Here is a 24,119-nt window from a genome sequence, read left to right as displayed (position 1 = left end):
ACCAGGACAGGCGTGCGGGTGCCCTCGTATCCCTTCCAGCACCAGCACTACTGGCTCCAGCCCACCACCCCGTCGGAGAACCTCGACACACCCGACCACCCGCTGCTGCGGTCCCTGGTGAAGCTCCCCGACGGGCAGGGCGTGGTGCTGACCGGGAAGCTCTCCGCGTCCGTCCACCCGTGGCTGGCCGAGCACACCGTGCTCGGTTCGACGCTGCTGCCCGCGATGGCGTTCGTGGACATGGCCGTCCACGCCGGCGAGCACACGGCCACTCCCGTCCTGTCCGAGCTGGTCCTGGAGGCGCCGCTGGTGCTGTCCGAGCGCGACGGTGTCCACGTACAGGTCACCGTCGGCGCGCCCGACGACACCGGAGGCCGGCCCGTGACCGTCCACTCCCGCACCTCCGCCGAGCCCGACGAGTGGACCCGCCACGCGACCGGCGTGCTCAGTCCCCCGGCGGACCGGGAGACACCGGCCGACCGGGCGGCCGTGCCCAAGGCGGACGACGGCGAGGCCGCGCCGATCGACATCGGCTCGCTCTACGACCGGCTCGCCGAAGCCGGCTACGACTACGGGCCGACCTTCCAGGGTCTCACCGGCATCCGGAGGCACGGCGAGGACCTGCACGCCGAGGTGAGCTTCCCGGCGGACCCCGCGCAGCTCACCGGTTACCGCCTCCACCCCGCGCTCCTGGACGCCGCCATACAGCCGCTGACCCTGCTCGCCGGCCTCACGGCCGAGGACGGCGGCGCCGGCGACAGCCCGGCGCGGCTGCCCTTCTCGTTCTCCGGCGTGACGGTCACCGGGTCGGCCGCCACGGTCCGCGTGGTGCTGCACCCGACCGGGCCGGACACCTGCGCGGTACGCGTCACCGACACCGCCGGGACACCGGTCGTGAGCATCGACGAGATCGTCCTGCGGCCCGTCGAAGCGGTGGGTCCGGGGTCCGGGCGTCGGCCGAACACGCTGTTCGCCGTCGACTGGATCCCGATGGCGGCACCGGACGGCCCGGACACCGAGACAGTCCTCCACGAAGTCGCCGGCGAGGGCGAACCGGTCGCGGCCGCCCACGCGGTGACCCGGGAACTGCTCGGCACCGTCCGGGAGTTCCTGGCCACCGACACACCGGCCCGGCTCGTGGTCCTCACCGGCGACGACCTGGCCTCGGCCGCCGCCCGCGGCTTCCTGCGCAGCGCGCACAGCGAGCACCCCGGGCGGATCCTGACCGTCCGGCACGACGGCACGGCCGCCTCACGGCAGGCGATCCCCGCCGCGGTGCGCGCCGCCGTGAGCGACGGCGAGCCCGAGATCCGCTTGAACGACGGAACCGCCCTCGTGCCGAGGCTGGCGAGGACCGCCCCAGCCACCCCGGCCGCCCAGTCCGGGCCCCTGGACGGCGCACCCCTGGACGGCACCGTGCTGATCACCGGCGGCACCGGAACCCTCGGCGTCCTGCTCGCCCGGCACCTGGTCGCACGGCACGGCGCCCCGCACGTGGTGCTCGCCGGCCGCCGAGGTGTCGAGCCGCCCGGGCTCCGGCAGGAGCTGGGCGCCGCCCTCACCGTGGTGGCCTGCGACGCCGGTGACCGCGGGGCACTGAGGGATCTCGTCGCCTCGATCCCCGACCTGCGGGTCGTCGTGCACGCCGCCGGGGTCGTCGACGACGCCGTGGTGGGATCGATGACACCGGAGCAGATCGACACGGTGCTGCACGCGAAGGCCGATGCCGCGTGGCACCTGCACGAGGCCACCGAGAACCTGGACCTGCGGGCGTTCGTGCTGTTCTCCTCGGCGTCCGGGGTGTTCGGCGCCCCCGGGCAGGCCAACTACGCCGCCGCGAACGCGTTCCTCGACGCGCTCGCCGAACACCGGCACGCGCGCGGTCTGCCGGCCACCTCCCTGGCCTGGGGCCAGTGGGCCGAGTCCAGCGGCATCACCGGGAACCTGACCGAGGCCGGCCACCGCCGGCTGGCGAGGACCGGGATGCTGCCGCTGGCCACCGAGCAGACCCTCGACCTGTTCGACACCGCCCTGGCCGGCGAACGCCCGGCGCTGGTACCGGTCCGCCTCGACCTCGCGGCGATCGACACCCCGCCCGCGCTGCTGCGCGGACTCGCCCGGCCACGGCGCACGCCGGCCCCGGCGGCCGGCCCCGGCGACCTGCGGGCCAGGCTCGAAGCCCTGCCCGAGCCCGAGCAGCGCGCCCTGCTGCTCGAACTGGTCGTCACACACAGCGCGAGCATCCTCGGGATGGCACCCGGCGGGATTGACGACCCCCGCCGGCTGTTCCGCGACCACGGCGTCGACTCGCTGACCGCCATCGAGCTGCGCAACCGGCTCAACGCGGCCACCGGGCTCCAGCTCCCGGCGACCCTCGTCTTCGACTTCCCGACGCCCGAACAGCTCGTCAACCACCTCTACGGACAACTGTGCTCGCCGGAGAACCGGGTTGCCGGGCCGATGGAGCGCCTGCTGCGCCAGGCCGTCGACGTCGGACGCGCGCAGGACGGCCTCGACCTGCTGGCCACGGCGTCCCGGCTGGGCCCGGCCACCGACACGCCCAAGGCCGAGGTGGTCGCCCTCGCGGCCGGCTTCCTCCAGCCGTCGCTGGTCTGCCTGCCGTCCGCGCTGGCGTCGAGCGGCATCGAGGAGTACGGGCGGTTCGCCGCCGCGCTGGAGGCCGCCCGCGACGTCACGGCGGTCACCCTGCCGGGCTTCGCCGGCGACCCGCTGCCCGCGGACGCCGGCGCCCGGGTCGAGGCACTCGCCGACGCCGTGCCGGCCGTCGCCGCACCGGTGCTGGTCGGCCGCTCGGTGGGCGCGTGGCTGGCGCTGGCGACCGCCAGGGAACTGGAACGACGGGGGGCCCGGCCCAGCGCCGTGGTGCTGATCGACGGCTACCCCGACGACCTGCCGGGTGTGCTCACCGGCATGCTCGACGCCGGCCACCAGGTCCAGCCGGTCGACGACGACCGGCTGCTCGCCATGGGCCGTTACCTCGATCTGGCCGGCGACCCCGAGCCCGTCACCGCGCCGGTACTGCTGGTGGGCACGGGGAAGCGCTCGTGGCCCCGGCTGTCCACCACCGCCCAGGAGACGCTCACCGTCCCGGGCGACCACTTCACCGTGCTCGAGGAGCACTCGGCGGCCACCGCTCTGGCCATCAGCACATGGCTCCTCGACTTCAGCGGCTACGGGGCCGGGCTGTCCGCACTCAGGGGAAAGGACGACGCATGATCTGGGACAACGTCTACATCGGCGGAACGGGAAGATACCTGCCACCCCGCACGCCCGCGACACAGGCCGTGCCGGACACCGAGACCATGCGGCGGCTGCTCGCGCTGTCGGACTTCGTGTCGTTCACCCGCTCCGACGACGTCACCGAGCACGCCATGGCGGTGCACGCGGCGATCGGAGCGCTGCGCGAGTCCGGCCTCAGCGGCGCCGACATCTCCATGGCCGCCTACGCCCAGATGGACCACCAGGACCACATGGCGTCCTCCTGCCACCTGCAGCGCGTCCTCGGCCTCGGCCACGCCCTCGTCTACGAGGTGGAGGCGACCAGCAACGGAGGCTCGGCCGCACTGCAGTCCGCCGCCGCGCACCTGGTGGCAGACCCCGCCGCCACCGCGACCCTGGCCACCGCCACCGCCCGGTTCCTGCCGCCGCGGTGGGAACGCTGGCAGCCCAGCATCGGGATCTTCCTGGCCGACGGAGCGGTCGCGGCCGTGCTCAACCGCGAGGGCGGCCGGGCGCGGCTGGTCGCGACCGCCAACAGCTCCGCGACCCAGATGGAGGTCCTCGCCACCCCGACGATCCCGGACCCCGAGGGCCACCGCAACCGTACGCCGATCGAGGTCACCGGCCTGGCCCCGTATCTGACGCTGATGAGCGGGGCACTGGTCACCGCGGTCGAGCAGGCCGCCAAGGAGGCCGGCGTCGGCGTCGCCGACATCACCAGGTTCGTCGTCACCGGTCTGGGCCTGGCCCAGCTGGAGGTCGTCGTGCTGGAGCCGCTCGGCATCGACCTGGGCCGCACCACCTGGCCGATGCTGCGCGAGCTCGGCCACGTCGGACCGTGCGACCAACTGCTCGGCATCGACCACCTGCTGCACGACGAGACCCTCCAGCCCGGCGACACCATCATGTCGATCGGCCTCGGCATGGGATCGCGGTTCACCGCCTCCCTGCTGGAGGTCACCGAGCCGCCCAAACCCCGTACGACCACCACCTTCACCGAGCCGGTGCGCGCGTCGGCCCCGCCCGCCGACGCGTATGTCATCGACCCCTCGGGCGGCGACATCTTCGGCGAGGCCGCCGCCTTGCGCGAGCGCGGCCCGGCCACGCCCGTCGAACTGCCCGGTGGCGTGCCGGCCTGGGCCGTCACCGGGCACGACCTGGCGAAGAAGCTGCTGCTCGACCCGAAGGTCTCCAAGGACGCCAACAAGCACTGGCCCCTGTGGCGCGACGGCGACATCCCGCCGGACTGGCCGCTGATCATGTGGGTCGCGATGCAGAACATGTTCACCGCCTACGGGGCCGACCACACCAGGCTGCGCAGCCTGGTGGCCAAGGCGTTCACCCCGCGCCGTATCGAAGCGATGCGGCCGCGCGTCGAGGAGATCACGGCCGGCCTGATCGCCGACCTGGCCGCGGTGCCGCCGGGGCAGGCGGTCGACCTGCGCGCACGGTTCGCTTTCCCGCTGCCGATCCAGGTCATCACCGGACTGTTCGGGGTGACCGCGCAGACAGGAGCGGACCTGCGCCGGCTGGTGGACGCGGTGTTCAGCCTCGACGCGGACCCGGCGGGCGTGCAGGCCGCCTCCGGCGAGCTGTACATGCTGCTGAAGGACCTCGTGGCCGCCAAACGGCGCGACCCCGGCGACGACATGACCAGCGACCTGATCGCCGCGCGGGAGGCGGACGGCACACGACTGTCCGAGCGGGAACTGCTGGACACCCTGCTGCTGACCATCTCCGCCGGCTTCGAGACGACGGTCAACCTGCTCGACCACGCCATCCACGCCCTGGCCACCCACCCGTCCCAGCTCGCCCTGGTCCGGTCCGGGACCAGCACCTGGGAGGACGTGGTGGACGAGACCCTGCGCTGGCAGGCGCCGGTGCCGAACCTGCCGCTGCGGTACGCCGTCGAGGACGTCTCCGTGGACGGCGTGCGGATCCGCAAGGGCGAGGCGATCCTGCTGTCCTACGGCGCGGCCGGCCGCGACCCGGCGCGGCACGGCGCCGACGCGGAGGACTTCTCCGTCACCCGGCCGTCGCGGGCCGACCACCTCACCTTCGGACACGGCGTGCACTACTGCCTCGGCAGCCCCCTGGCGAAGCTGGAGGCCACGACGGCGCTGTCCGCGCTCTTCTCCCGGTTCCCCCGGCTGCGGCTGGCCGTCCCGTCGTCCGAACTCGAGCCCCTGGGTTCCTTCTTCACCAACGGACACAAGACGCTGCCGGTCATCCTGGAGGAGGGCTGATGGCCCATTTAGCCTTCGTGAGCGCGCCGGCGTCCGGGCATGTGAACCCGACCCTGCCGCTGGTCGAAGAGCTGGTCCGGCGCGGTCACCGGGTCAGCTACGCCACCGGACCGGCCACCATGGACGGCCCCGTCGCCGCCGGGGCGACGCCGGTGACCCTGCCCTCGCAGCTGCCGCCCGACATGGCGGCGCGCAGCGAGTTCACGGCGGAACAGCTCGCCGTGACGATGGAGTACTACCTCGACGACGCCCGCGCCTCCTTCCCCGTCCTGGCCGAGCACTTCACGTCCGACCCGCCGGACGCGGTGTGCTACGACTCGGTGACCTTCACCGGGAGGATGCTGGCGAACCTGCTCCGGGTGCGGGAGATCTCCCTGGTGCCGACCTTCGCGGAAAACGAGTCCTTCTCGGCGGCGCAGGTGTACTTGCCGGCCGGCTTCGACCACACCAACCCCCGGCTGGTGGCCGCGATCCAGGACATGGGGAAGTTCGCGCAGGGCCACACCTTCCTCGAGGACCCGAACCTGATGTTCGGCTACGTGGCCCCGACGAGCCTGGTGTTCATCCCCCGCGAGTTCCAGATGTCGGGGGAGACCTTCGACGAGCGCTTCCACTTCGTCGGGCCGTCGCTGAGCAGCCGGCAGACCGCTGAGGAGTGGAGCCCCCGGTCGCGGGCCCCGGTGCTGCTGATATCGCTGGGAACCGTCTTCAACGACCGGCCCGGGTTCTACCGGACCTGCATCGAGGCGTTCGGGGACAGCGACTGGCAGGTCGTCATGGCGGTCGGCGCACTGGACCAGGAGGCGCTGGGCCCCATCCCGGCGAACATCGAGGTGCACGCGCACGTGCCGCAGGTGGCGGTGCTGCGGCACACCGAGGTGTTCGTCAGCCACGCCGGGATGAACTCGGCCATGGAGTCCCTCTATCACGGGGTGCCCTTCGTGGCGGTACCGCAGATCCCGGAACAGCGGGCGGTCGCCCGGCGTGCGGAGGAACTGCAGGTCGCCAGGACGCTCGCCGAGCCCACCGTGCAGGGCCTGCGCGACGCCGTCCAGGACGCCCGTTCCCGCCGCCCCCGGGCGGCTGCCCTGAGCCGGATCGTGCGCGGGGCGGGCGGCGCGTCGAAGGGGGCGGACATCCTGGAGAACCTGCTGACCCGCTGACGACCGCACCCCACAGGCCGGTCCGCACCCGCACGCCGCCCGGTGAAGCCCGCTCCCGCACACGGTCTGGTTCGGCGTGCCAGGGTTCGGTCGTGGAGTGCTCTGTGCGACCGAGGGAGCGGGGTGAGCCGGCCGGGGGCTGAGGTGGTGTAACCGGTCCGGGCATGGGTCACTCCGATCCTGCCGTCGCCGGGCAACGGAGTGCGTGTGGCCGGCCGCCGGCCCGCCCACGGGTCTCCTGACGTGTACCCGGCCTGGTCGGCGGCCCGGATCAGCGAGTTCTACAGCGGTGTCTCGTGTCAGGGGGCGTAGACCTTCTCGATGCTCCGCTCGCAAGAAGACGCAGTAGCCGTCGGCCTTCGTGTCCTTGACCCAGCCCATGATGTGGCTGCTGTCGCAGACCTGGCCGCCGTACGTGCCGAGGGTCGGCTCGCCGGATGTCCGCCCAGGTGCGCTTCAGGTGCGCGGGCGGGCTGCTGAACGCGGCCACACGTACGGAGCCGAGGTCCAGTACCGAGGCCCACGCGGGGAAACTCCTGGTGTTCATGCCGCTGAGGGCGAGCGGTGCCAGCTCACGGCAGACCAACTCGGTCCAGAAGGGCAACTGTTGCTGCGCGGGCAGATCCACGTTCGACACGTTCAGCCACATTCCGCACCCCGGATTCACCGCAGACGACCACGTCGCGGTCCCCGGATCGGACCGGCCGGCCGCACGCGATGTGCCCAACCCTGCCCGGTCGCCCGTGATCGACTCCACCGATCCGCCGGTGCCGGCCGGAATCCGCCGGCCTCGAGCGCGGGCCGGCATCTCGCGGCGATCCTGGGGACGAAGACCTCGTGGAATAAAAAAGGGGGGGACCTCGAAATTAAAAAAAGGGGGGCACCTCGAAAGGCGCCCCCAGGACGTGCTTCAATCTCAGTAGATCCTGATCGAAATGATCTCGTGGATGTGGCCCGGGTTCCACGAGCTCCACTTCTGGAGGGTGATGGTTTCGAGCCTCGGGTCACTCAGATCCCGCTGGAACTGGAGAGTCACGACATTGTTTCCGGACTCGACCCAGTTCACCCCGTAGATGGCGACGGGAATCGTTCCGGCGTTGGCGAAGCAGAGCGTGTCGCGTCCTTCGTTGTTGTGGATTTCGAGGTAGCTGTTCTCGTTACAGTCCGTACGGTTGATGGTCGGCCCGATGGCGGAAGCCGTGGTGGGTGATGTGGTGGCCGCTGCGGCGGGCACGACCGTGGCGGCCAGTGCGGCGGCGGCGACTGTTGCGACACCGAGTGAACGGCGCACGGAAAGCTTCATTGTTCATCCTCTTCTGTGCGGGACTTGGTGCCCTTACCGTCACACATTCACCGGCTCTCCGGAAAGCGCTTACAGGCCAGGTCGATGTCCTTGCTGACACTCATACGGATCGTAGTGAGGGACGCCACGTTTAAGTCGACTGAGGTCGGTATTACCAGCTTCGAAGCATGCCGGGGGCAACCAGGTCCGGAGCGGACGGAAGTCGCGGCGGGGAAGAGCGGCGCAAAGGAGCCGTGAGCGGCACGTACGTGATCAGGGCCGATACCGGGATGGAACTCGACAAGAGACAGCCGAAAATCGTGGAACCAAGAAGCCCTGCGGCTACTCGGCTGCTGCACCAGGTCGCGCTGGAGTGAACTCCCGGGTCCGCCGCCGCCATCGCATCGACCGGCGGCGCTCGCACGGTTCGACGGCGACGAACCGGACGGGAAGGTCCCGCGGGCGCGCCACGACGGGCGCCGGCCTCCTCGCCCACTCGTCCCTCGCTGGTGGTGCGGAGGACCCCGGCGGGAGCGGATGGGCGGTGTGCCGCGGACGAGCGGGATGAGGGCCTGGCTGTCGTGGAGGTTGGCGGCGGGAATGCCGGCCGGCAGGGGGCGGGGCCGGTGCCACGCAAGGCGGGATGAGCGGCGTCAGCGGGAGTGTGATCGTCACAGGCCCTCCTCCGGCAGTCGCCGCAGGATCTGCTCGTCGTCCGGGCTGAGCCGGGCGACGAAGCGTGCCAGAACCGTCTCGCGGTCGGTGTCGCGGGCGAGTTCGCCGTGCATGCGCAGGGCGGTCAGGCCGTGCTGATCCTGTACGGGCCGGCAGGCGTAGCCGCGGCCCCGCCGCTCCCGCTCCAGGGTTCCCTTCTCATGCAGGCGGGACAAGATCGTCGTCACGGTCGTCCGGGCCAGGCCGGAGTCGAGTTCGGCCTGGACCCGGGCCGCGGTGAGCGGCTCGTCCGCGGCCCACAGGGCGGCCTCCGGTTCACCCGCCGGCCGGCGTTCCTGCGTTGCGTCGCTCATGGGAACGATCCTCACCCCGCGATCGTCTACAGTGTTGTAGACCGTCTACACAATTGTAGACGATCGGGTGCCGTGCACGCGGTCGCCCGCACAGAGAGGACTCCTGCCGATGACCACACCCGTGGTTCTGTCGTCGCAGCTCGCGGTGAATCCGCTCAGCGCGCAGTCACTGCTGGCCGCCTTCGGCGTGCTGGGCGTCGGCGCGGTGATGTTCGCCGAGACGGGCCTGCTGATCGGCTTCTTCCTGCCGGGCGACTCCCTGCTGTTCACGGCGGGCCTGTTGTGCACCGGCACGGCACGGCACGGCGTGCGGCTGTCCCTCGGTCCGCTGCTGGTGGCCGCGGTGCTCGGCGCCCTGGTCGGCGCGCAGTGCGGCTATCTGATCGGACGCCGGGCGGGCGGTGCCCTGCTGGCCCGCAGTCGCTCGGCACGGCTGCACGAGGGCGCGAGGAGAGCGGAGGAACTGCTCGCTCGCTACGGCCACGCGAAGGCGATCGTGCTGGCGCGATTCGTGCCGGTGGTGCGCACCGTGCTCAATCCGCTGGCGGGCGCCCTGGCGGTGCCCGTGCGGGTGTTCACCGTCTGGCAGGTGGCCGGTGGCCTGGTGTGGAGCGTCGGACTGACCCTGGCGGGATACGCGCTGGGCTCCTCGATCCCGAACGTGGACCGCTATCTGCTGCCGTTGGTGGCGCTGATCGTGGTGGTTTCGCTGATCCCCCTCGCCGCCGAGCTGTACCGCGGCCGCGGGCAGGCCCGGGCGAAGGAGGTCCGGGGATGACCTTCGCGTTCGGCGGAGCGTCGATCGACGGCGCCGCGTACACGGATGTGGTGGACCTGGCACGACGCTCGCCCGGCTGGCTGGACGACGCGGTGACGGCGTGGTCGGCGTACGGGCTGGTGCTGTTCGCCCTGCTCATGGTCCTGGGCTGGTGGCGGGCTCGGCGCGCGGGCGCCACGGCGGCGGTGACGGCGCTGGCCGTTCCGGTGATCACGGCCCTGGCGTACGGCGTGGACGCTGTCCTGAAGCTGGTGGTGCGTGAGGACAGGCCGTGCCGGAGCCTGCACATCAGAACGCTCGAGGCGTGCCCCGCGCCGGGTGACTGGTCCTTCCCCAGCAATCACGCGGCGATCGCGGCGGCGGCGGCCGTGGCACTGATGTTCGTCTCACGTCGCCTCGGAGTTCTCGCCGCGGTGGCCGCGCTCGCCATGGCGGCCTCGCGGGTCTGGGTGGGCGCGCACTACCCGCACGACGTCGTGACCGGTGTGCTCGTGGGCGGGCTCACCGCACTCGCCGCCATGCTCCTGTTGCGGCGGTGGGCGCAGACGCTCGCCCGTCACCTGACCACCACCGTGCTGCGTCCGCTCCTGGCCGGCACGTGAACCGCAAGGAGGCCACGGAGCTGGCGGGCAGCGTGGGTCTCGGCGCCTGGACGGCGCTGGGAGTGCTCATCATGGCGGTCGTGGGCGGCGGTGGTGCTCCGCTGCGGCTGGACCACGGTCTCCTCTCCTGGGCGGTCGGCCACCGCCCCGATGTGGCGCTCGCCCTGGCCCGCGGGCTGACCGCCACCGGAACCGGTGCCATCGCGTACGTACTCGCCGCACTGGCCGGCGTTGTCGCGGGGCGGACGCCGCGGCACAGGCTCCTCGCCGCCGCGCTCTGCCTCGCCTGCCTCGGCACAGGACAGGCGCTCCGGTACGGGCTGATGGAACTCGTCCACCGGGCCCGTCCGCCCCGGGACGACTGGGCCACGCACGCGAGCGGCTGGGCCTTTCCGTCGGGGCACACCACCACGGCCGCACTGACCGCCGGGCTGCTGATCGTGGCACTGAGTCTGCGCGCCCCGCGCGGCCGGACCGCGCTTCGCCTCGCCGTCGGCTGCTGGGCCCTGCTGGTCGGACTCACCCGCGTCTATCTCGGGGTGCACTGGTTCACCGACGTCGTCGGCGGCTGGCTGTTCGCCGCCGGGTGGCTGGGGACGTGCCTGTGTGCCGCGGCCCGTCGCCTGCCCGCATCCTTCGTGAGTGACTCGGCCCACCCGGCCGCAGGGACGACGGAGGAGGACCATGCGCCCTAGGATCCTGGTCGTCGAGGACGATCACGCCCTGCGTGACGTGCTGCGCCGCGGCCTGTACGAGGAGGACTTCGAGCCCGTCCCCGCCGCCGACGGCGCCACCGCCCTGCGCCTGGCCACATCGGAGGTCGCGGCGGCCGTGCTGGACATCGGCCTGCCCGACGCGGACGGACGGGATGTGTGCCAGGCGCTCCGCGCGAACGGGTTCCTCGCCCCGGTGATCTTCCTGACCGCTCGGCACCACATCACCGACCGGCTCTCCGGGTTCTCCGCGGGGGGCGACGACTATCTGCCGAAGCCGTTCCACCTCGCCGAACTCGCGGCCAGGCTGCGAGCCGCACTCAAGCGGTCCTCCCCGCGTCCCATGACCGCAGTGGGAGAACTGCGGATGGACGCGCTCAGGCACAGCGTGACCGTTCGCGACACCCCCGTCGCCCTGACCCCGACGGAGTTCCGGCTGCTGGCCGCACTCGTCGCCGCGGGCGGCGGCCTCGTGCGCCGCCGTGACCTGGTCCGCGCCGGCTGGCCCGAGGGCGCGCAGGTCAGCGACAACACCCTGGACCAGTACCTGACCCGGCTGCGCCGCAAGCTGCGCGAGGCGGGCGGCACGCTGACGATCGGCACGGCACGCGGGATCGGGCACCGGCTGTCATGAGGCCCCTCCTGCGCCGCCTGGCTCCCCGGACGCTGCGTGGCCGCCTCTCGCTCGTCGCGCTGACCACCGCCGCCCTGCTGGTGACGGTCCTGACCGTGGTGTTCAACTCGGTTGTCGAGCGGCACCTGCGGCACCAGGCGGACGACGAGCTGCGCACCCGCGCGGACGCGGTGGCCACGACCGTCGACACCAGCGGTTCGCGGGCGCGCGTGCGGGAGACCGCGGACGACCGGTTCCTCGACAGCAACGTCTGGATCTACGCCGGCACGCACCTGCTCGAACAGCCGGCCTCCGCCGCGGCCGACGGTCCGCTGACCCGGGCCGCCGCCCGGCTCGCCGCACAGGGCGGCCGTGGCTGCGCGACCGTTCACGCGGACCGTCCCCGCTCCGTCCGCCTGTGCTCCCGGCCCGTATCCGGCCGTCACACGGCCGCCATGGTGGTCACGGCCCTGGACCTCGCCCCGTACCGGAACTCGGCCGGCACCCTGCTGCTGGGATCGCTCGTCCTGGACGCCGTGATGCTGATCTGCACGTATGCGTTGACCCGGCTCTCGGTGGGCCGGGCACTGCGCCCCGTGCGGGTCATGACCGAGCAGGCCACCCAATGGAGTGCGGTGGCCGCCGTGGACCGCTTCGGCTCCGCGGAGCACCCGGCCGAACTCGCGGCCCTGGGCGCTTCCCTCGACGCACTGCTGGACCGCATACGCGCGGTGCTGCGTCACGAGCAGCAGCTGAGCGGAGAGCTGTCCCACGAACTGCGCACCCCGCTCACCCGGATCATCATGGAACTCGACTGGTGGCGGGGACGCCCCCGCTCCGACGAGGAGACCCACGCCAGTCACCGGGTGATAGCCGACGCCGCCCAATCCATGCGCAGGATCTGCGACACGTTGCTGAACGACGCCCGCGAGCATGCGCGGAACCCGTCAATCGCCCCCGGTACGGCCGGTGTCGTACCAGTTCTGCGCCGTCTTGCCCGACAGCTCGACGCGCCGGACCAGGTGAAGACCGCGGTCGAGGCGGCCTGTCCGGAGCTGGAGGCGGGTGTCACGCCGGCTCTGCTCGAACGTATCGTCAGCCCGCTGCTCGCCAACGCCGTCCGCTACGCCCGCTCGCGCGTGACCGTGACCGCGCACCGCGGCACCGGATCGGTTCTGATCGACGTCGTCGACGACGGGCCCGGCGTGCCGAGGGCGTTCGCCGAGGAGCTGTTCCAGCCGGGCCGACGCGCCGACGTCACGGACGGGCACGACGGCGCGGGACTGGGACTGCCACTCGCGCGGCGCCTGGCCCGCGCCGTCGGCGGCGAGGTGTCCTACGATCCCGGGCACGGACCGGGGGCCCGGTTCACGGTCACCCTGCCTGCCGGGTGAGGGGCCGTTCCCGCCCGGAGAGCTTCACCGCCTTCTTCTCCTGCGCGTGGGCGTAGGCCATCAGGCCGAAGAGGACGGCCAGCAGCACGGCCGAGGAGCCGGCGGTGCCGAGGTCGAGGCCGCCCTTGACGGCCGGCTTGGTGAGGAAGTCGCCCGCGGTGGCGCCGAGCGGTCGGGTGAGCACGAAGGCGATCCAGAACAGCAGCACGTTCGGCACCACCGGCACCTTCATCAGTGCGACGAGGACGGCGAGTGCCCCGGAGACGAGGAGAGCGCCGCCCAGGTAGCCGAGGCCGGAGCTGTCGGACAGGAAATCGCCCAGGGAGGTGCCGAGGGTGTTGGACACCAGGATCGCCGACCAGAACAGGGCCTCGCCGCGGAACGTGACGATGTCGCGGATCTCGAAGGTCATTCCGGACACCTTCCAGACCGCGAAGACGACCAGCAGGATCGAGATCAGGATCGCCGCGCCGGTCGGGTAGCCCAGCCCCAGGCCCTGCGGCCCCCAGCCGAGCGATGTGGCACCGTGCGACAGGAACCTGGCGCTGGCGTCGCGGTTCATGAAGTCGGACATCGTGGTGCCGGCCATGCTGGTCGACAAGATCACGGTCCAGTAGCAGAACGGGTTGTAGTGCCGCGCTCGAAGCTGGACGACCAGGGTCACCACGAAGATCAGGAACAGGGCGATCGTGGTGAGGAAGTAACCCAGCTTCAGCGTCTGCGCGAACAGGTCACCTGCCGTCTCACCCAGCGTCGTCGCGGCGATCTTCATGACCCAGAAGGCCGGCGTGACCTCCGGCAGCTTCTTCATCACCGACGAGGCTCCGCTCGCCGTGGACCGGCGCGTGCCCGCGACGTCGAGGTCGGTGAGGACTTCGGGGTTGTTCTCCAAGGCCGGACACTCCTGTCGTTCCGTGGGGGGTACGACGACAGGGCACCCGTCCTCAGCGGGGCGGACGCCCTGTGACCTCGGCCGACGCATGCGGGCCGGCCGAGGCGTTCGACTCTGTCAGATGCCGCCTGAACGCAGCCTGAACGCCTTTCGCACCGGTCCAGGCCGCTGGGCGTGCCGCGCTCTCCGGCTCGGCGACATCCCCGCTGGTCACCGTCGGGTACACCACCCGGCCGAGGACGACCGCCAGGAAGAGGACGCCGGTGACGACGGTGCCGACACCGCCGTCCGCTTCCGGCTGTGAGGGGTGGTCACCGATGGAGGCGCCGAGGGCCATGTGCCCGGCGACCGGATCACCGGCCGCCGTACCGAGAGCGAAGGCGATGTCCGTACGGCGCGGCCGTGGTGCCGGCCGGTGCGGCTTCGGGAGCCTCGGACAGCTCGTGGGTCATGAGGCCCGACCGTGCCATCAGCTGCCTGAAAGCATCCTGACGGCGCGACGCGGTCCCTCTCGGCGCCTCTCATCGGTCGTGATCACGACATCGCTGCCCGGCAAGCCCCGTCCGGCTGCCCCCGGGCCCCGCCAACGGGCCGAACCCGGCCGCGAACCGGGTCGTCTCCCGGCTGCCAGGACCCTGGCGGTCCGGGCCGGGAGTTCGGCCGGGATCCGGCGTTCCACCAGGTCGTGGCGGAGCCGCCCGCGCGCTGCCGCAGCGGGCGGCGCCATGGCTGTTGGCGCGGCTGTTCCGGCAGGGCGCACCGCGGGCAATGACGCCGTTCGCGCTCATGCGGGAGCCTCGCGCCGCTCGCCGTCCGGCTCGGAGGTGACCTGATAGGACAGCAACTGCCGGAAGAGTCCGGGCTGCTGGGCGAGTTGGGTGTAGGTGCCCTCCTGGACGATCCTGCCCTCGTCCAGGACCACGATGCGGTCGGCGACGGCGACGTTGGTGATCCGGTGCGTGACCAGCAGGACCACCCGGTCTTGGGCCAGATCCCGCAGCCGCTGGAAGATCCGGTACTCGGCGCGGGGATCGAGGTTCGCCGTCGGCTCGTCCAGCACCAGCAGTCCGGCCGGCCGGAAGAACGCCCGTGCCAGGGCGATGCGCTGCCACTGGCCGCCGCTGAGTTCCTCACCGCCCAGCCACTCCCGGGCCAGGAGGGTGTCCAGTCCGGAACGGAGGCGGTCGGCGACCTCGTCCGCGCCGGCGGCCTCACACGCCTCACGCACCGCGGCGTCGCCGCGCGCCGTGGGCTGCCCCTGGGTCACGTTCTCCCGCACGGTCAGCGGCCAGCGCGCGTACTCCTGCGGCACCAGGGCGACCTGCCGCCACAGCGCCTGCGGATCGGCGTCACCGGTGGGCACGCCGTCCCACAGCACCTCGCCCCGGGTGGGCAGGTACAGGCCGCTGACCAGTTTCGACAGCGTCGATTTCCCGGAGCCGTTGAACCCGACCAGAGCGGTGACCTCGCCGCGCCGCAGCGTCAGCGACACATCGGACACCGCGTCACCGTCCTTGCCCGCGTAGCGGTGGGACACCGACTTGATCTCGATCCGCTCCGGCGGTCCGGGCCGGTGTGAGCCGCGGCGCATGCGGAAGCCCCCGGCCTGGTCCAGGAAGCCGGACCAGTCGTCCATGTACAGGCCGGTGCGTACGGCGCGCGCGCCCACAGCCACGAGTCCGCGGACCGCCTGACCGGACGTCTGCAGGGCGAAGACGGCTGTGCCGGCGTGCCCGACGCTGATCCGGCCGGTGGCCAGCAGCCACACCACCGCCGCCCATACGACCGCTGATCCGAGTCCTCCGCACAGCGCTCCGATCAGGGACATGCGGGCGCCCTGGTCGGCCGCGGCCCGGTCCTCGTTGTTGATCCGGGCGGCCGTCTGCCGGTACCGGCCGGAGAGGAAGCCGGCCATGGTGCCGGCGCGGATCTGGTCGGCGGCCTCCCTGGTGTAGATGTGCCAGCGCAGCACCGACAGCATCCGCTGGTCGCCGTGGCTGCGCAGGTTCGCCAGGTAGCGCACCCGGGCGGCGCTGACCTGCGCGAGGGCCTGCGGCAGGCTGGCCGCGACCAGCAGCGGCAGCAGCGTCCAGTGCACGCCGGCCAGCACGATCGCTCCGGCGAGGAAGGCGGCGCCCGAGGCGATCAGGTCCTGGCCCTCGTCGATGAGATCGCCGGTGACCTGCGCGCCACGGTCGGCGGCCTCGCGGGCGCGGTTGAAGTCGGGCTCGTCGTAGGCGCACAGCTCCGCTTCGGCGCAGCCGGCCAGCAGCATCTGCTCGGCCTCGCGGGACATCAGCGGACCCAGGCGCGAGGACAGCCAGTTGACGGTGATCCCGAGCAGGGCGCGCACCCCGGCGGCGCCGGCCAGCAGGGCTACGGACGGCCAGGCGTCCAGGAGCCGGTGATAGATGTCGCCGCCGGTCAAGAGCGCGGTGAGGGTGCCGCTGATGGCGACCAGCCCGAGGGCCTGCGTCACGCCGGCGGCGGCCTGGCACAGCAGGAGGCCCACGGTCGCCCGGTGGTCGACCCGCCAGGCCAGGGCCAGTGAGCGGCGCACCAGCTGGGGCAGGCGCCGGGCCATGTCCCGCGTCCTGATGGACCGGCCGGCCGCTTCACGGCTCCCCGTCAGGTCGACGTAGCGCATCTGCGCCTCCCGACCGGCCTGCGCGCCGGCTCCCGGTTTTCCCGTGGGCCGGTCGTCCGGCTGGTCCTGGTCCGGGTTCGCGGGGGTGGCCCGCGGAGCGGGGACGCCCTCGGCCGACGCATCGGTGCGCTCGCTCATGCCGCCCACCTCGTCACCGCGTGTTTCGAGACCACGGCCGTGTCAACGCTGTGCAGGGCGATGAAGGGGTGCTGTTCGATTCCAGGAAGCTGCTGCGGGGGAGTCGGCTTGGGGCGCATGGTGTCCTCCGTCTGGGCGTCGGTCTGGCACAGGTGCTCTAAAAAACGCTGCGAACCGGGACGCGTCACGGTCCGGACGGGGGTATCCGGTGAACGCATGTTTGAGGACCGGGAGGGGGCCGTGGGGGCTCTGGGCGCTCCCGTCCCAAACTCGTTCGATCAGGTCTGTTCACTCCTTCAGGGGATTGCCGCCAATGCGGGCCAGGGCCGCCAGCGCCCGGTCCACGTGCTCGGCGGTAGCAGGTAACGGGCGACGTGCAGGGAGTGGGACACGTGGATGTGCGGCCCGAACCCGGCGGTTACGACGCAGGAGTGATCGTCCCCACGCGCAAATATCTCGCGAACTTGATGTGTTCGAGAGACGCGTACTCTTCTTTGCTTCCTGGCGGCTTGGATCCGTACTCGGAGACGAAGCCGAACTTCTGCGAGTTCTTGACGTTGAACGCGCCGTATTCCTGCAGTGCCTTCGCGATCATCCGCTCGTACGGTGTGAGCGAGGTGTCGGCGTCGACGTCGTACGCGGGATCCAGCCAGATGAACTGCCCCTCACGCCACCGGCCCTGGCCGCCACCGTCGCTTCTGACCGCCGGGTAGACGTACTGGCTGTTGTTGTCCGGGGTGCCGAAGCCGAGGGCGTGGTCGATGTGCCCGGCCTTCCAGTCGGCGCGGGTGATGATACCGGCGAGGCGGGAGAGGCCGCTGCCCGTGGGCTGGCCCTTGGCGGAGACCGACGAGCCATGGGTATCGGACACCGCTCCCCATTCACAACTCGGCTTCCCGTTCCGCACCTGGGCCCGCCAGCATTCCAGGGAACGTCCGTCCGGTGCGATCACCACCGTCCACTGGCGTTCCGCTGGCGCCTTCCAGGCCGCGTCCCAGGGAAAGCCGATGCCTTCGAATGGATTGGCTCCCCATTGCCCGAGGTGCTTGCGCGGCGTGATCGTGTAGGTCGGCGTGCTGGAAGCGGCCCGGTACACAACGGGACTGGCCTCGCCCGTGTTCAACTCCACGCGTCCGAGGGCGAGCAGGTCGGCGACCATCCGCGCGGAGTCGGGTGCGGGGCGGGGGTGCGGATGACGTTGGTTGAAGACATCGTCGTCGGCGAAGAAGCGAGCGGAACGGCCGGTGGAGTCCGCCGGTGGTGACTCGTGCACGAGCCGCTTCGCGAGAACGGCTCCGGCGACGGCCAACGCGAGTGCGGCGGTCCCGGCGACGGCGATGACGGGCCATCGGCGCTTCGGCGTTGGTGCAGTGGTGAGGCCGGCCTCCGCCGCCCGCCACCGCCGCTCCCATTCCGTACGATCGCCACCGCAGGCTTCGGCATAGGCCAGCGCGACCTCGAGGGGCGGCAGATGCCCGCCCTGCGCGGCCTCGGACAGGGCGCCGGGCGACTGGCCCGTACGCGCGGCCATCTGACGGTATGTCGGATTCCCTGCCGAGTTGCGCAGAGCACGTAACTCGAAAGCGAACCGCTTCGCCGAATCCTCCGGCGGATCCTCCGGTCGGGGATGTGGTGCTGCGGCCATCCGTCCGCCTCCAGGCCAGGGCGTGTGGTATTCCACGTGTGGCGATTGGTCGGCTGGTGAGTCTAGAAGACGAAAAGATCCGAGGAACAGATGCCGCGCGTCGGCGTACCGCGCGAGGATGTTCCGCATGGACCAAGGATGGGCAGCCGTGGCGGGGGCCGGAGTGGGCGTCGTCGGCACCCTGTGCACCTCGTGGCTGACGTACGCGGCCGCTCGTCGACAGACGCGTGACCAGGGCGCGGTGGACCACAGCCGCGCCCTGCGGAGCGAACGTCTGGAGGCGTACCTCGCCTTCATGAAGGCAGCGGAACCGGTCGACAGCGTGCTGCACCGGATCGCGCATCACGACGGTCCATGGGCGCGGAACTCCCCGCCCTCCGCCGAGGTGTTGCGTGAAGCCGTGACCGAACTCGGTACCGCGGTGGACGCGCTTTACAAGGCACAGGCGCGGCTTGATCTGATGGGACCGAAATCCGTCGCCGTCGAAGCCGTGAACGTGTGGTCGGAGGTGAGGTCCCTGCGGACGTACCTCGAGGGAGTACGCCGCGACCTGCCAGGAGGTGAGGCGCCGGGCGACGGCTATCGCACCGGCCTGCAGGACGCGGTCGACGCGGTGGAAGTGAGCCGGGAGCGGTTCGCCCGGCGCGCTCGCGAGGTGATAGAGACACCGCCCTGAGGACCGTTGCCCGACCAGGGCGCCCTGCCATGCGGCACGACTCTCGTCGGTGAGTTCGACGTCGAGTCTGCGCCGCCCGACGGCCCGGTGAGCGGGCACGCTCGGCCCCGGTCGCGGACGTGCCCACGTGGCCGGAGTCCGGGCCAGGGCACGCTGAGCAGGCCGGAGCCGGATCCGGCAGCGGGGCTGGTGCGTGCCGGATCCGGGGTCGAAGCGGTCCCCGGCGGGATTACTTCAAGGATGAGCGCGAACGGGGCGAGGAAGGCCAGGACGAAGACGGTGACCGCGGCCACGACAGCGTAGGCCCGTTCGGCCCGGGGCGGCGGCACCGGGCGTGCCGCGGGCGCGGCCCCGGACGTGGAGCCCGGCCCGCGGTCGCTGACGCTGACAGGACCAGGCGGCGTCGGTTCCTCCACGGTCGGATTCCGGATCTTTTCCCTGCCGTCAAGCCGGGGCCGCAGTGTCGCCTACGTTGATACGCACCAGCTTGGCTTCGTCGGCGCCGGTCCACCGGACGGCGGTCTCGTACCGCCGCGTGTCCGCAATGCCCTGGCCATGGTGCGCCAGACGGCCGCTCACGGGGCAGCCGTCGTGGTGCCGACCGGTGATCCGGTCACCGCGACAGTTCTCCGGGGGTGCTTGCGGTGTCGGCTGGTGATGCTCGGGGTGAAACCTCGGACGTCGGCCGACCAAATCACCCGTCGCGCCCGGCGAGGAAGGGCCGCACATCGTCGGCGACCGCCTCCGCGGCCTCGCCGGACCGGGCCTGAAAGAGGCGATCGCCGCCGAAGGAGGCGGCCACCCTCCAAGTGCCGCCCGGAGCGTGCCTGCTGACCACCGGCGACACCGAGCCGGAAGAGCTTGCCGCTTCTGTCCTCGCGTTGACCGGTCTTGCCTCGCAAGGCACGTGACGGCCGCTTGCTACGGGCGGTGGGGTGGCGGCGTCCTCGTCACCAGATCACCACGGAAGTCACGGTGGCGTGCAAGCCGAACGGGAGGCCTCGGTCCTGCCATTTTTCGAGGGTGAGGGAGGTCTGGTAATTGTTCTCTTGCACGGTGTAGAAGAATGTGACTTTGTTGTTACCGGAATGAAAAGCTGTGCTGAGATAGAGGTTCATGCTCATCGCGCCGGCATTAGCGAGACATACCGGCCCCGGAAGGTAGCCCGTCTCGATGCGAGCATACTCCTGAATCACCGGATTTCCGCAGTCGACGGTGTTGACCGCGGCGGCGGGGGTGGCTGGAATTGCAATCGTCAAGCCGACGGCGACCGCCGCTGCGGCGGTAATCTTCTTGAGTAATCCCTGAGCCCTGACGGGGCGTCCTATTTTCACGGCAGACACGGTACTTGAACCCCCCAGGGGAATCAACACCCGTCCAGGGTCAGCTAGGTGACCGAAAGATTTCGCTCCGGAGCGAGTTCTTTTCTTCTTCGGCCCGCTGCCGGACCCGAATGCAGGTGTCGGCCGGCTTTCCATGAACAGGCCGGCCTGGGTGATCCGGCCGAGGCCGATGGCCAAGCCATCGGCGCGGCGACTGCCGTCGGCGCGCTCCGTGCCGCGGTGCCGGCACTCCCACAGGGTGCGGCTGCCGCGGACCACAAAGGCTGTCCCGGTAACCCAGGGCCGGCTGGGGCACGAGGCGCGACTTGGCAAGGTTCTGACCCCGCAAGAGGCTCCCCTGGAACTGCTCGGTAAACCGTGAACCCTGCCCTCAGGGGCAACGTCAGCCCCGTAATAGAGGGCACTCATTGGCGGTCCGATGACCCGTACGCGGCCTACAGGGACCTGTGTTGCCCACGCGGCGTCCCGCGTTCAACCCCGCGCGCAGCCCGCACGTCGGGTCGCTCAGATCGGTGTCGCGGATGCGGATGTCGATGCCGGGGTGGCTTCGGCGGTGGTCGGCGGCCAGTCTTGACAGTCCCGGGTGGGTGCCGTCGCCCAGGATGCCGACGGTGATGGTCGCGACGCCGGCCGCCGCGCTCACGCGTACACGGACGTGGTCGGCATGGTCGAGCAGGGCCCGCGCCTCGTCGAGCAGCACCATGCCCACCAGAGTGAGCGTGATGCCAACAGCAAGGTCCCGACATCGGCCTCCAACTGTTTGATCGCCGGCTCAACGCCGGGCTCGCCGCCACCGCGGCCGGGACTGTCTGGCCGGCCACCAGGCTGTGACCGGCCCTCGGTTGACCGTGCCGTGAGGAGCCGGCCGGTCAGTGCGCGGTGAGCCCGCCGTCGACGACGAACTCCGCCCCTGTGACGTACGAGGACTCGTCGCTGGCCAGGAAGAGCATCATAGGGGCGATTTCCTCGGGGCGGCCGGCGCGCCGCATCGGGGTCCGCACGATGTCGGGCTGCTGGTCTCCCTCCTGGTGGAGGATCTCCTGGATCATGGGGGTGGCGATGACTCCCGGGTGCACGGAGTTCACGCGCACGCCCTGAGCGGCGTACTCCACGGCGGCGGTCTTGGTCAGCAGGCGTACTGCTCCTTTGGACGCGTGGTACGCGGCGGCGCCCCCGCTGCCGATCAGCCCCAGGACGGACGAGGTGTTGATCACCGAGGCATTGCCGCGAGCGCGCAGCAGCGGCATGGCGGTCTTCATGCCCAGCCAGGTGCCGGTCTGGTTGACCGCGATCACCCGGTCCCACGTGTGCGGATCGGTGTCCTCGACGCCGGCCCAGTCCACGATCCCGGCGATGTTCACCAGCACATCCAGCCCTCCGAAGTGTCGCTTCACCTGGGCGATGGCCTCGCTCCACTGCCGCGGCGACGAAACGTCCAGGCCGATGCCCAGTGCTTCGGTACCGAAGCGTCCCAGCCGGGCCGCGAGGTCCGCCGCGGCCTCGGCGGAGGCGTCGGTGAGTACCAGCTGTGCTCCTTGACGAGCGAACAGCTCCGCGGTGGCCTGTCCGATGCCTCCCGTCGCGCCCGTGATCAGCGCTGTCTTTCCTGCCAGGCGTCCCGTCATGGTCATCCCTCGATTCCTCGTGTGGTGTGTCCGGTGCCCTGTGTGCCGGTTCAGAGCGCGGTGAAGCCGCCGTCGGCGGCGACCACGGCTCCGGTGACGAAGCTGGAGCGCGGGGAGGCGAGGAAACACAGCACCTCGGCGATCTCGGCCGGCTGCGCCACCCGGCCCAGGGGCTGGGCGTCGGCGAAGGACGCGAGGTAGGCGCGGCTGTCGGAGCGGAAGGTGTCGAGGAAGTCGGACTCGATCACGCCCGCGGCAACGAGGTTGGCGCGGATGCCCAGGGGCCCGCCCTCGACGGCGAGTACCTTCGTCAGCTGGGCCAGAGCGCCCTTGGACGCGCTGTAGGCGATGCCCTCGGGCAGCCCGACGGTGCTCGCGTAGGAGCCGGTGCTGACGATGGCCCCACCACCGCCGGCCCGCATGGCCCCGAAGGCCTCGCGGGCGAAGAAGAACGAGCCGCGGGCGTTGACCGCCATCACCGCGTCCCAGTCCTCGGCGGTGGTGTCGGTGACGGGCTTGTTCACGGTGCGCCCGGCGTTGTTCACCAGGATGTCCAGCCTCCCGAACGCGTCGACCGCCCTGCGCACGGCCCCGACGGCGGTCTCCTCCCGTGTCACGTCCCCGGTGACAGCCAGGACACCGGGAAACTCCTCCGGCAGGTCCTCGGTTTCGGGGCGCAGGTCGACGGCGACGACGCGGGCGCCGCGGGCACTCAGCAGCGCCACCGTCTCCCTGCCGACCCCTCGCGCACCCCCGGTGACAAGGGCTGCCTTCCCGGCGAACTCGGCATCCCGCCGCTCACCGTTGCCCATCCCGGCCATGGGCGGCTCCTCTCCTCGGTTCTCCGCGATCAGCGCGCGTCCCGCGCCAGTCGCTCTCTCCACCGAGAATGAGCAGGTCGGCAGCCGTCGACCAGGACGTGCGCTGCCTGGGTGCGGCACACCCAGGCAGCGCACCCGGGCGTGTGCCTAACCTGGACGCATGACCGACAACCACCTGGGCGACTTTCTGCGTGCACGCCGTGCAGGCCTGCGGCCACAGGACGTCGACATGGCGAGCTACGGAACCCGCAGGGTCACCGGACTGCGCCGCGAGGAGGTCGCCGTCCTGGCCGGAGTGAACGCGGACTACTACACGCGCCTGGAGCAGGGGCGCGAACGCAACCCCTCACCCCAGGTTCTCGACGCCCTCACCCGGGCACTCCGGCTCGACGAGGACACCCGCGCGCACCTGTACCGGCTCGCCGGGGCCGCACCCGTCGACCACCTCGCCGCGCACACGTCCGGACGGGTCGGTCCCGCACTGCGCCAGCTGATGGACGGCTACCCGAACACCCCCGCATTCGTCCTGGACCGAACCCTGGACATCCTCGCCGCCAACGCCCTGGCCGACGCCCTCTTCGCCCCCTTCGATCCGCCGGACAACTTGGCCCGCATGACGTTCCTCGACCCCGCAGGCCGGCACTTCTACACGGACTGGGACCGTGCGGCCCAGGCCGTTGTCGCCAACCTCCGCCACGCGGCGGGTTTCGAGCCGGACGCTCCGCGGCTGCGCGAGCTGGTCCGTACCCTCACCGAGCACAGCACTCTGTTCGCCCGCCAATGGAACAGCCACACCGTGCGCGGCAAGACCCAGGCCGCCAAACACCTCCACCACCCGGACGTCGGTCCCCTCACCCTCACCTACCAAGCCTTCGACGTACGGGACGCGCCCGGCCAGCAGCTCGTCATCTACCACGCCGAACCGGGCGGCCCCAGTGCCCAGGCGTTGGACCTGCTCGGCTCCCTCCACGCCACCCACAGCCGCCGCGAGGCACGTCGCCGAAACGCACCCTGACCGGCACCCGGCGGCCGCCTGCCTGGAGCCCCATCGGGAAGCGACCGGCCGCCCAGCCTCAAAGCGGGCGGAGAGAGGCGGTGCCGAGCCGTGATCAGCGGCCCGGTGGTCTGGCCGGCGGGAACGGGGTGCACGGCGCCACCGTGAGCCGGGTGGGCGCGCGACGCCGTCGCCCTGTAGCCCGCCCGCGCCCCGCGTCTGGACCGCACGTTTCGGACGTGATGGAGGAACAGCCCAGGGCGGTGCCGGGCTGTTCCG

General features: G+C 71.5%; 19 protein-coding genes and 2 pseudogenes. 10 read left to right on the top strand and 11 right to left on the bottom strand.

All coding sequences use genetic code 11. The annotated features are described in order from the left end of the window. The first annotated feature begins 18 nt into the window (after positions 1-18). Genes H5J33_RS02325 through H5J33_RS02315 form a run of 3 tightly spaced genes read left to right on the top strand, consistent with a single transcriptional unit; the run spans position 19 to position 6,649 of the window. On the top strand, positions 19-3,237 hold the full coding sequence (locus H5J33_RS02325) for a type I polyketide synthase (protein ID WP_181793103.1): 3,219 nt from the start codon (positions 19-21) through the stop codon (positions 3,235-3,237). Beyond that, positions 3,234-5,486 (top strand): cytochrome P450, encoded by a 2,253-nt coding sequence (locus H5J33_RS38235; RefSeq protein WP_181793102.1) that lies wholly within the window; start codon positions 3,234-3,236, stop codon positions 5,484-5,486. Before H5J33_RS02325 ends, H5J33_RS38235 begins: the two co-directional genes overlap by 4 nt. Next, positions 5,486-6,649, top strand: coding sequence for a macrolide family glycosyltransferase (locus H5J33_RS02315; RefSeq protein WP_220211864.1), 1,164 nt, complete (start codon positions 5,486-5,488; stop codon positions 6,647-6,649). The genes H5J33_RS38235 and H5J33_RS02315 overlap by 1 nt, the downstream gene beginning before the upstream one ends. A 916-nt stretch (positions 6,650-7,565) precedes the next feature. Here H5J33_RS02315 and H5J33_RS02310 read toward each other — a convergent pair. The 3 genes and pseudogenes from H5J33_RS02310 to H5J33_RS02300 all read right to left on the bottom strand — a co-directional run bounded on the left by H5J33_RS02310 (position 7,566) and on the right by H5J33_RS02300 (position 8,959). After that, entirely contained in the window at positions 7,566-7,952 is a 387-nt protein-coding gene (locus H5J33_RS02310; RefSeq protein ID WP_181793101.1) for a beta/gamma crystallin domain-containing protein, read from the bottom strand. A gap of 479 nt (positions 7,953-8,431) precedes the next feature. Beyond that, positions 8,432-8,557, bottom strand: a pseudogene (locus H5J33_RS02305) (IS5/IS1182 family transposase); the annotation flags it as partial. Positions 8,558-8,602: 45 nt separating this feature from the next. Beyond that, entirely contained in the window at positions 8,603-8,959 is a 357-nt protein-coding gene (locus H5J33_RS02300) for a BlaI/MecI/CopY family transcriptional regulator (RefSeq protein WP_181793100.1), read from the bottom strand. Between the two features lie 109 nt (positions 8,960-9,068). Between H5J33_RS02300 and H5J33_RS02295 the strand changes: the two genes are divergently transcribed. The 5 genes from H5J33_RS02295 to H5J33_RS02275 are packed head-to-tail and all read left to right on the top strand — an operon-like array spanning position 9,069 to position 13,059. Further along, positions 9,069-9,737 carry a DedA family protein gene (locus H5J33_RS02295; protein ID WP_181793099.1) on the top strand — a complete coding sequence of 223 codons (669 nt, stop codon included), beginning with the start codon at positions 9,069-9,071 and terminating at the stop codon, positions 9,735-9,737. Further along, a complete protein-coding gene (locus H5J33_RS02290) occupies positions 9,734-10,339 on the top strand; it encodes a phosphatase PAP2 family protein (protein ID WP_181793098.1) in 606 nt (201 codons plus the stop codon). Before H5J33_RS02295 ends, H5J33_RS02290 begins: the two co-directional genes overlap by 4 nt. Beyond that, complete coding sequence (locus tag H5J33_RS02285) at positions 10,336-11,034, top strand: phosphatase PAP2 family protein (protein WP_181793097.1); 699 nt, start codon at positions 10,336-10,338, stop codon at positions 11,032-11,034. Before H5J33_RS02290 ends, H5J33_RS02285 begins: the two co-directional genes overlap by 4 nt. After that, positions 11,024-11,686, top strand: coding sequence for a response regulator transcription factor (locus tag H5J33_RS02280; protein WP_181793096.1), 663 nt, complete (start codon positions 11,024-11,026; stop codon positions 11,684-11,686). Before H5J33_RS02285 ends, H5J33_RS02280 begins: the two co-directional genes overlap by 11 nt. Then, the gene (locus H5J33_RS02275) at positions 11,683-13,059 is read left to right on the top strand and encodes a sensor histidine kinase KdpD (protein ID WP_181793095.1); all 1,377 of its coding nucleotides are present in this window, start codon (positions 11,683-11,685) and stop codon (positions 13,057-13,059) included. Before H5J33_RS02280 ends, H5J33_RS02275 begins: the two co-directional genes overlap by 4 nt. Here H5J33_RS02275 and H5J33_RS02270 read toward each other — a convergent pair. The 4 genes from H5J33_RS02270 to H5J33_RS38230 form a co-directional block, all read right to left on the bottom strand. After that, positions 13,040-13,951: a hypothetical protein gene (locus tag H5J33_RS02270; protein ID WP_258564829.1), complete on the bottom strand. Its 912-nt coding sequence runs from the start codon at positions 13,949-13,951 to the stop codon at positions 13,040-13,042. The genes H5J33_RS02275 and H5J33_RS02270 overlap by 20 nt on opposite strands. 52 nt (positions 13,952-14,003) lie before the next feature. Then, positions 14,004-14,288 (bottom strand): hypothetical protein, encoded by a 285-nt coding sequence (locus tag H5J33_RS02265; RefSeq protein WP_181793094.1) that lies wholly within the window; start codon positions 14,286-14,288, stop codon positions 14,004-14,006. 447 nt (positions 14,289-14,735) lie between these two features. Then, on the bottom strand, positions 14,736-16,598 hold the full coding sequence (locus H5J33_RS02260) for an ABC transporter ATP-binding protein (protein ID WP_258564830.1): 1,863 nt from the start codon (positions 16,596-16,598) through the stop codon (positions 14,736-14,738). Between the two features lie 556 nt (positions 16,599-17,154). Further along, on the bottom strand, positions 17,155-18,381 hold the full coding sequence (locus H5J33_RS38230; protein ID WP_181793092.1) for a helix-turn-helix transcriptional regulator: 1,227 nt from the start codon (positions 18,379-18,381) through the stop codon (positions 17,155-17,157). A gap of 127 nt (positions 18,382-18,508) precedes the next feature. Here H5J33_RS38230 and H5J33_RS02250 point away from each other — a divergent pair, with 127 nt between their 5' ends. Then, positions 18,509-19,057, top strand: a complete 549-nt coding sequence (locus tag H5J33_RS02250) for a hypothetical protein (protein WP_220211862.1) — start codon at positions 18,509-18,511, stop codon at positions 19,055-19,057. 950 nt (positions 19,058-20,007) lie between these two features. Here H5J33_RS02250 and H5J33_RS02245 read toward each other — a convergent pair. The 4 genes and pseudogenes from H5J33_RS02245 to H5J33_RS02230 all read right to left on the bottom strand — a co-directional run bounded on the left by H5J33_RS02245 (position 20,008) and on the right by H5J33_RS02230 (position 22,846). Next, a complete protein-coding gene (locus H5J33_RS02245) occupies positions 20,008-20,658 on the bottom strand; it encodes a hypothetical protein (RefSeq protein ID WP_181793091.1) in 651 nt (216 codons plus the stop codon). 214 nt (positions 20,659-20,872) lie between these two features. After that, positions 20,873-21,174 (bottom strand): annotated as a pseudogene (locus H5J33_RS02240) (LysR family transcriptional regulator); the annotation flags it as partial. 95 nt (positions 21,175-21,269) lie between these two features. Beyond that, the gene (locus H5J33_RS02235; RefSeq protein WP_181793105.1) at positions 21,270-22,025 is read right to left on the bottom strand and encodes an SDR family NAD(P)-dependent oxidoreductase; all 756 of its coding nucleotides are present in this window, start codon (positions 22,023-22,025) and stop codon (positions 21,270-21,272) included. A 50-nt stretch (positions 22,026-22,075) separates the two neighbouring features. Beyond that, positions 22,076-22,846 carry an SDR family NAD(P)-dependent oxidoreductase gene (locus H5J33_RS02230; RefSeq protein ID WP_258564828.1) on the bottom strand — a complete coding sequence of 257 codons (771 nt, stop codon included), beginning with the start codon at positions 22,844-22,846 and terminating at the stop codon, positions 22,076-22,078. A 160-nt stretch (positions 22,847-23,006) separates the two neighbouring features. On the opposite strand from H5J33_RS02230, the gene H5J33_RS02225 reads away from it, so the two are divergent. Next, on the top strand, positions 23,007-23,861 hold the full coding sequence (locus tag H5J33_RS02225; protein ID WP_181793090.1) for a helix-turn-helix transcriptional regulator: 855 nt from the start codon (positions 23,007-23,009) through the stop codon (positions 23,859-23,861). The last annotated feature ends 258 nt before the right edge of the window (positions 23,862-24,119 follow it).

It is taken from the genome of Streptomyces sp. WELS2 (assembly GCF_013870595.1).
Classification (GTDB): Bacteria; Actinomycetota; Actinomycetes; order Streptomycetales; family Streptomycetaceae; genus Streptomyces.
This window is presented reverse-complemented; position numbering and strand designations above follow the sequence as displayed.

Coding starts and splice junctions, on each gene's coding strand:
- H5J33_RS38235 (WP_181793102.1), top strand. CDS start 3,234: ATGATCTGGGACAACGTCTACATCGGCGGAACGGGAAGATACCTGCCA.
- H5J33_RS02315 (WP_220211864.1), top strand. CDS start 5,486: ATGGCCCATTTAGCCTTCGTGAGCGCGCCGGCGTCCGGGCATGTGAAC.
- H5J33_RS02310 (WP_181793101.1), bottom strand. CDS start 7,952: ATGAAGCTTTCCGTGCGCCGTTCACTCGGTGTCGCAACAGTCGCCGCC.
- H5J33_RS02300 (WP_181793100.1), bottom strand. CDS start 8,959: ATGAGCGACGCAACGCAGGAACGCCGGCCGGCGGGTGAACCGGAGGCC.
- H5J33_RS02295 (WP_181793099.1), top strand. CDS start 9,069: ATGACCACACCCGTGGTTCTGTCGTCGCAGCTCGCGGTGAATCCGCTC.
- H5J33_RS02290 (WP_181793098.1), top strand. CDS start 9,734: ATGACCTTCGCGTTCGGCGGAGCGTCGATCGACGGCGCCGCGTACACG.
- H5J33_RS02280 (WP_181793096.1), top strand. CDS start 11,024: ATGCGCCCTAGGATCCTGGTCGTCGAGGACGATCACGCCCTGCGTGAC.
- H5J33_RS02275 (WP_181793095.1), top strand. CDS start 11,683: ATGAGGCCCCTCCTGCGCCGCCTGGCTCCCCGGACGCTGCGTGGCCGC.
- H5J33_RS02265 (WP_181793094.1), bottom strand. CDS start 14,288: ATGGCCCTCGGCGCCTCCATCGGTGACCACCCCTCACAGCCGGAAGCG.
- H5J33_RS02260 (WP_258564830.1), bottom strand. CDS start 16,598: ATGCGCTACGTCGACCTGACGGGGAGCCGTGAAGCGGCCGGCCGGTCC.
- H5J33_RS38230 (WP_181793092.1), bottom strand. CDS start 18,381: ATGGCCGCAGCACCACATCCCCGACCGGAGGATCCGCCGGAGGATTCG.
- H5J33_RS02250 (WP_220211862.1), top strand. CDS start 18,509: ATGGACCAAGGATGGGCAGCCGTGGCGGGGGCCGGAGTGGGCGTCGTC.
- H5J33_RS02235 (WP_181793105.1), bottom strand. CDS start 22,025: ATGACGGGACGCCTGGCAGGAAAGACAGCGCTGATCACGGGCGCGACG.
- H5J33_RS02230 (WP_258564828.1), bottom strand. CDS start 22,846: ATGGCCGGGATGGGCAACGGTGAGCGGCGGGATGCCGAGTTCGCCGGG.
- H5J33_RS02225 (WP_181793090.1), top strand. CDS start 23,007: ATGACCGACAACCACCTGGGCGACTTTCTGCGTGCACGCCGTGCAGGC.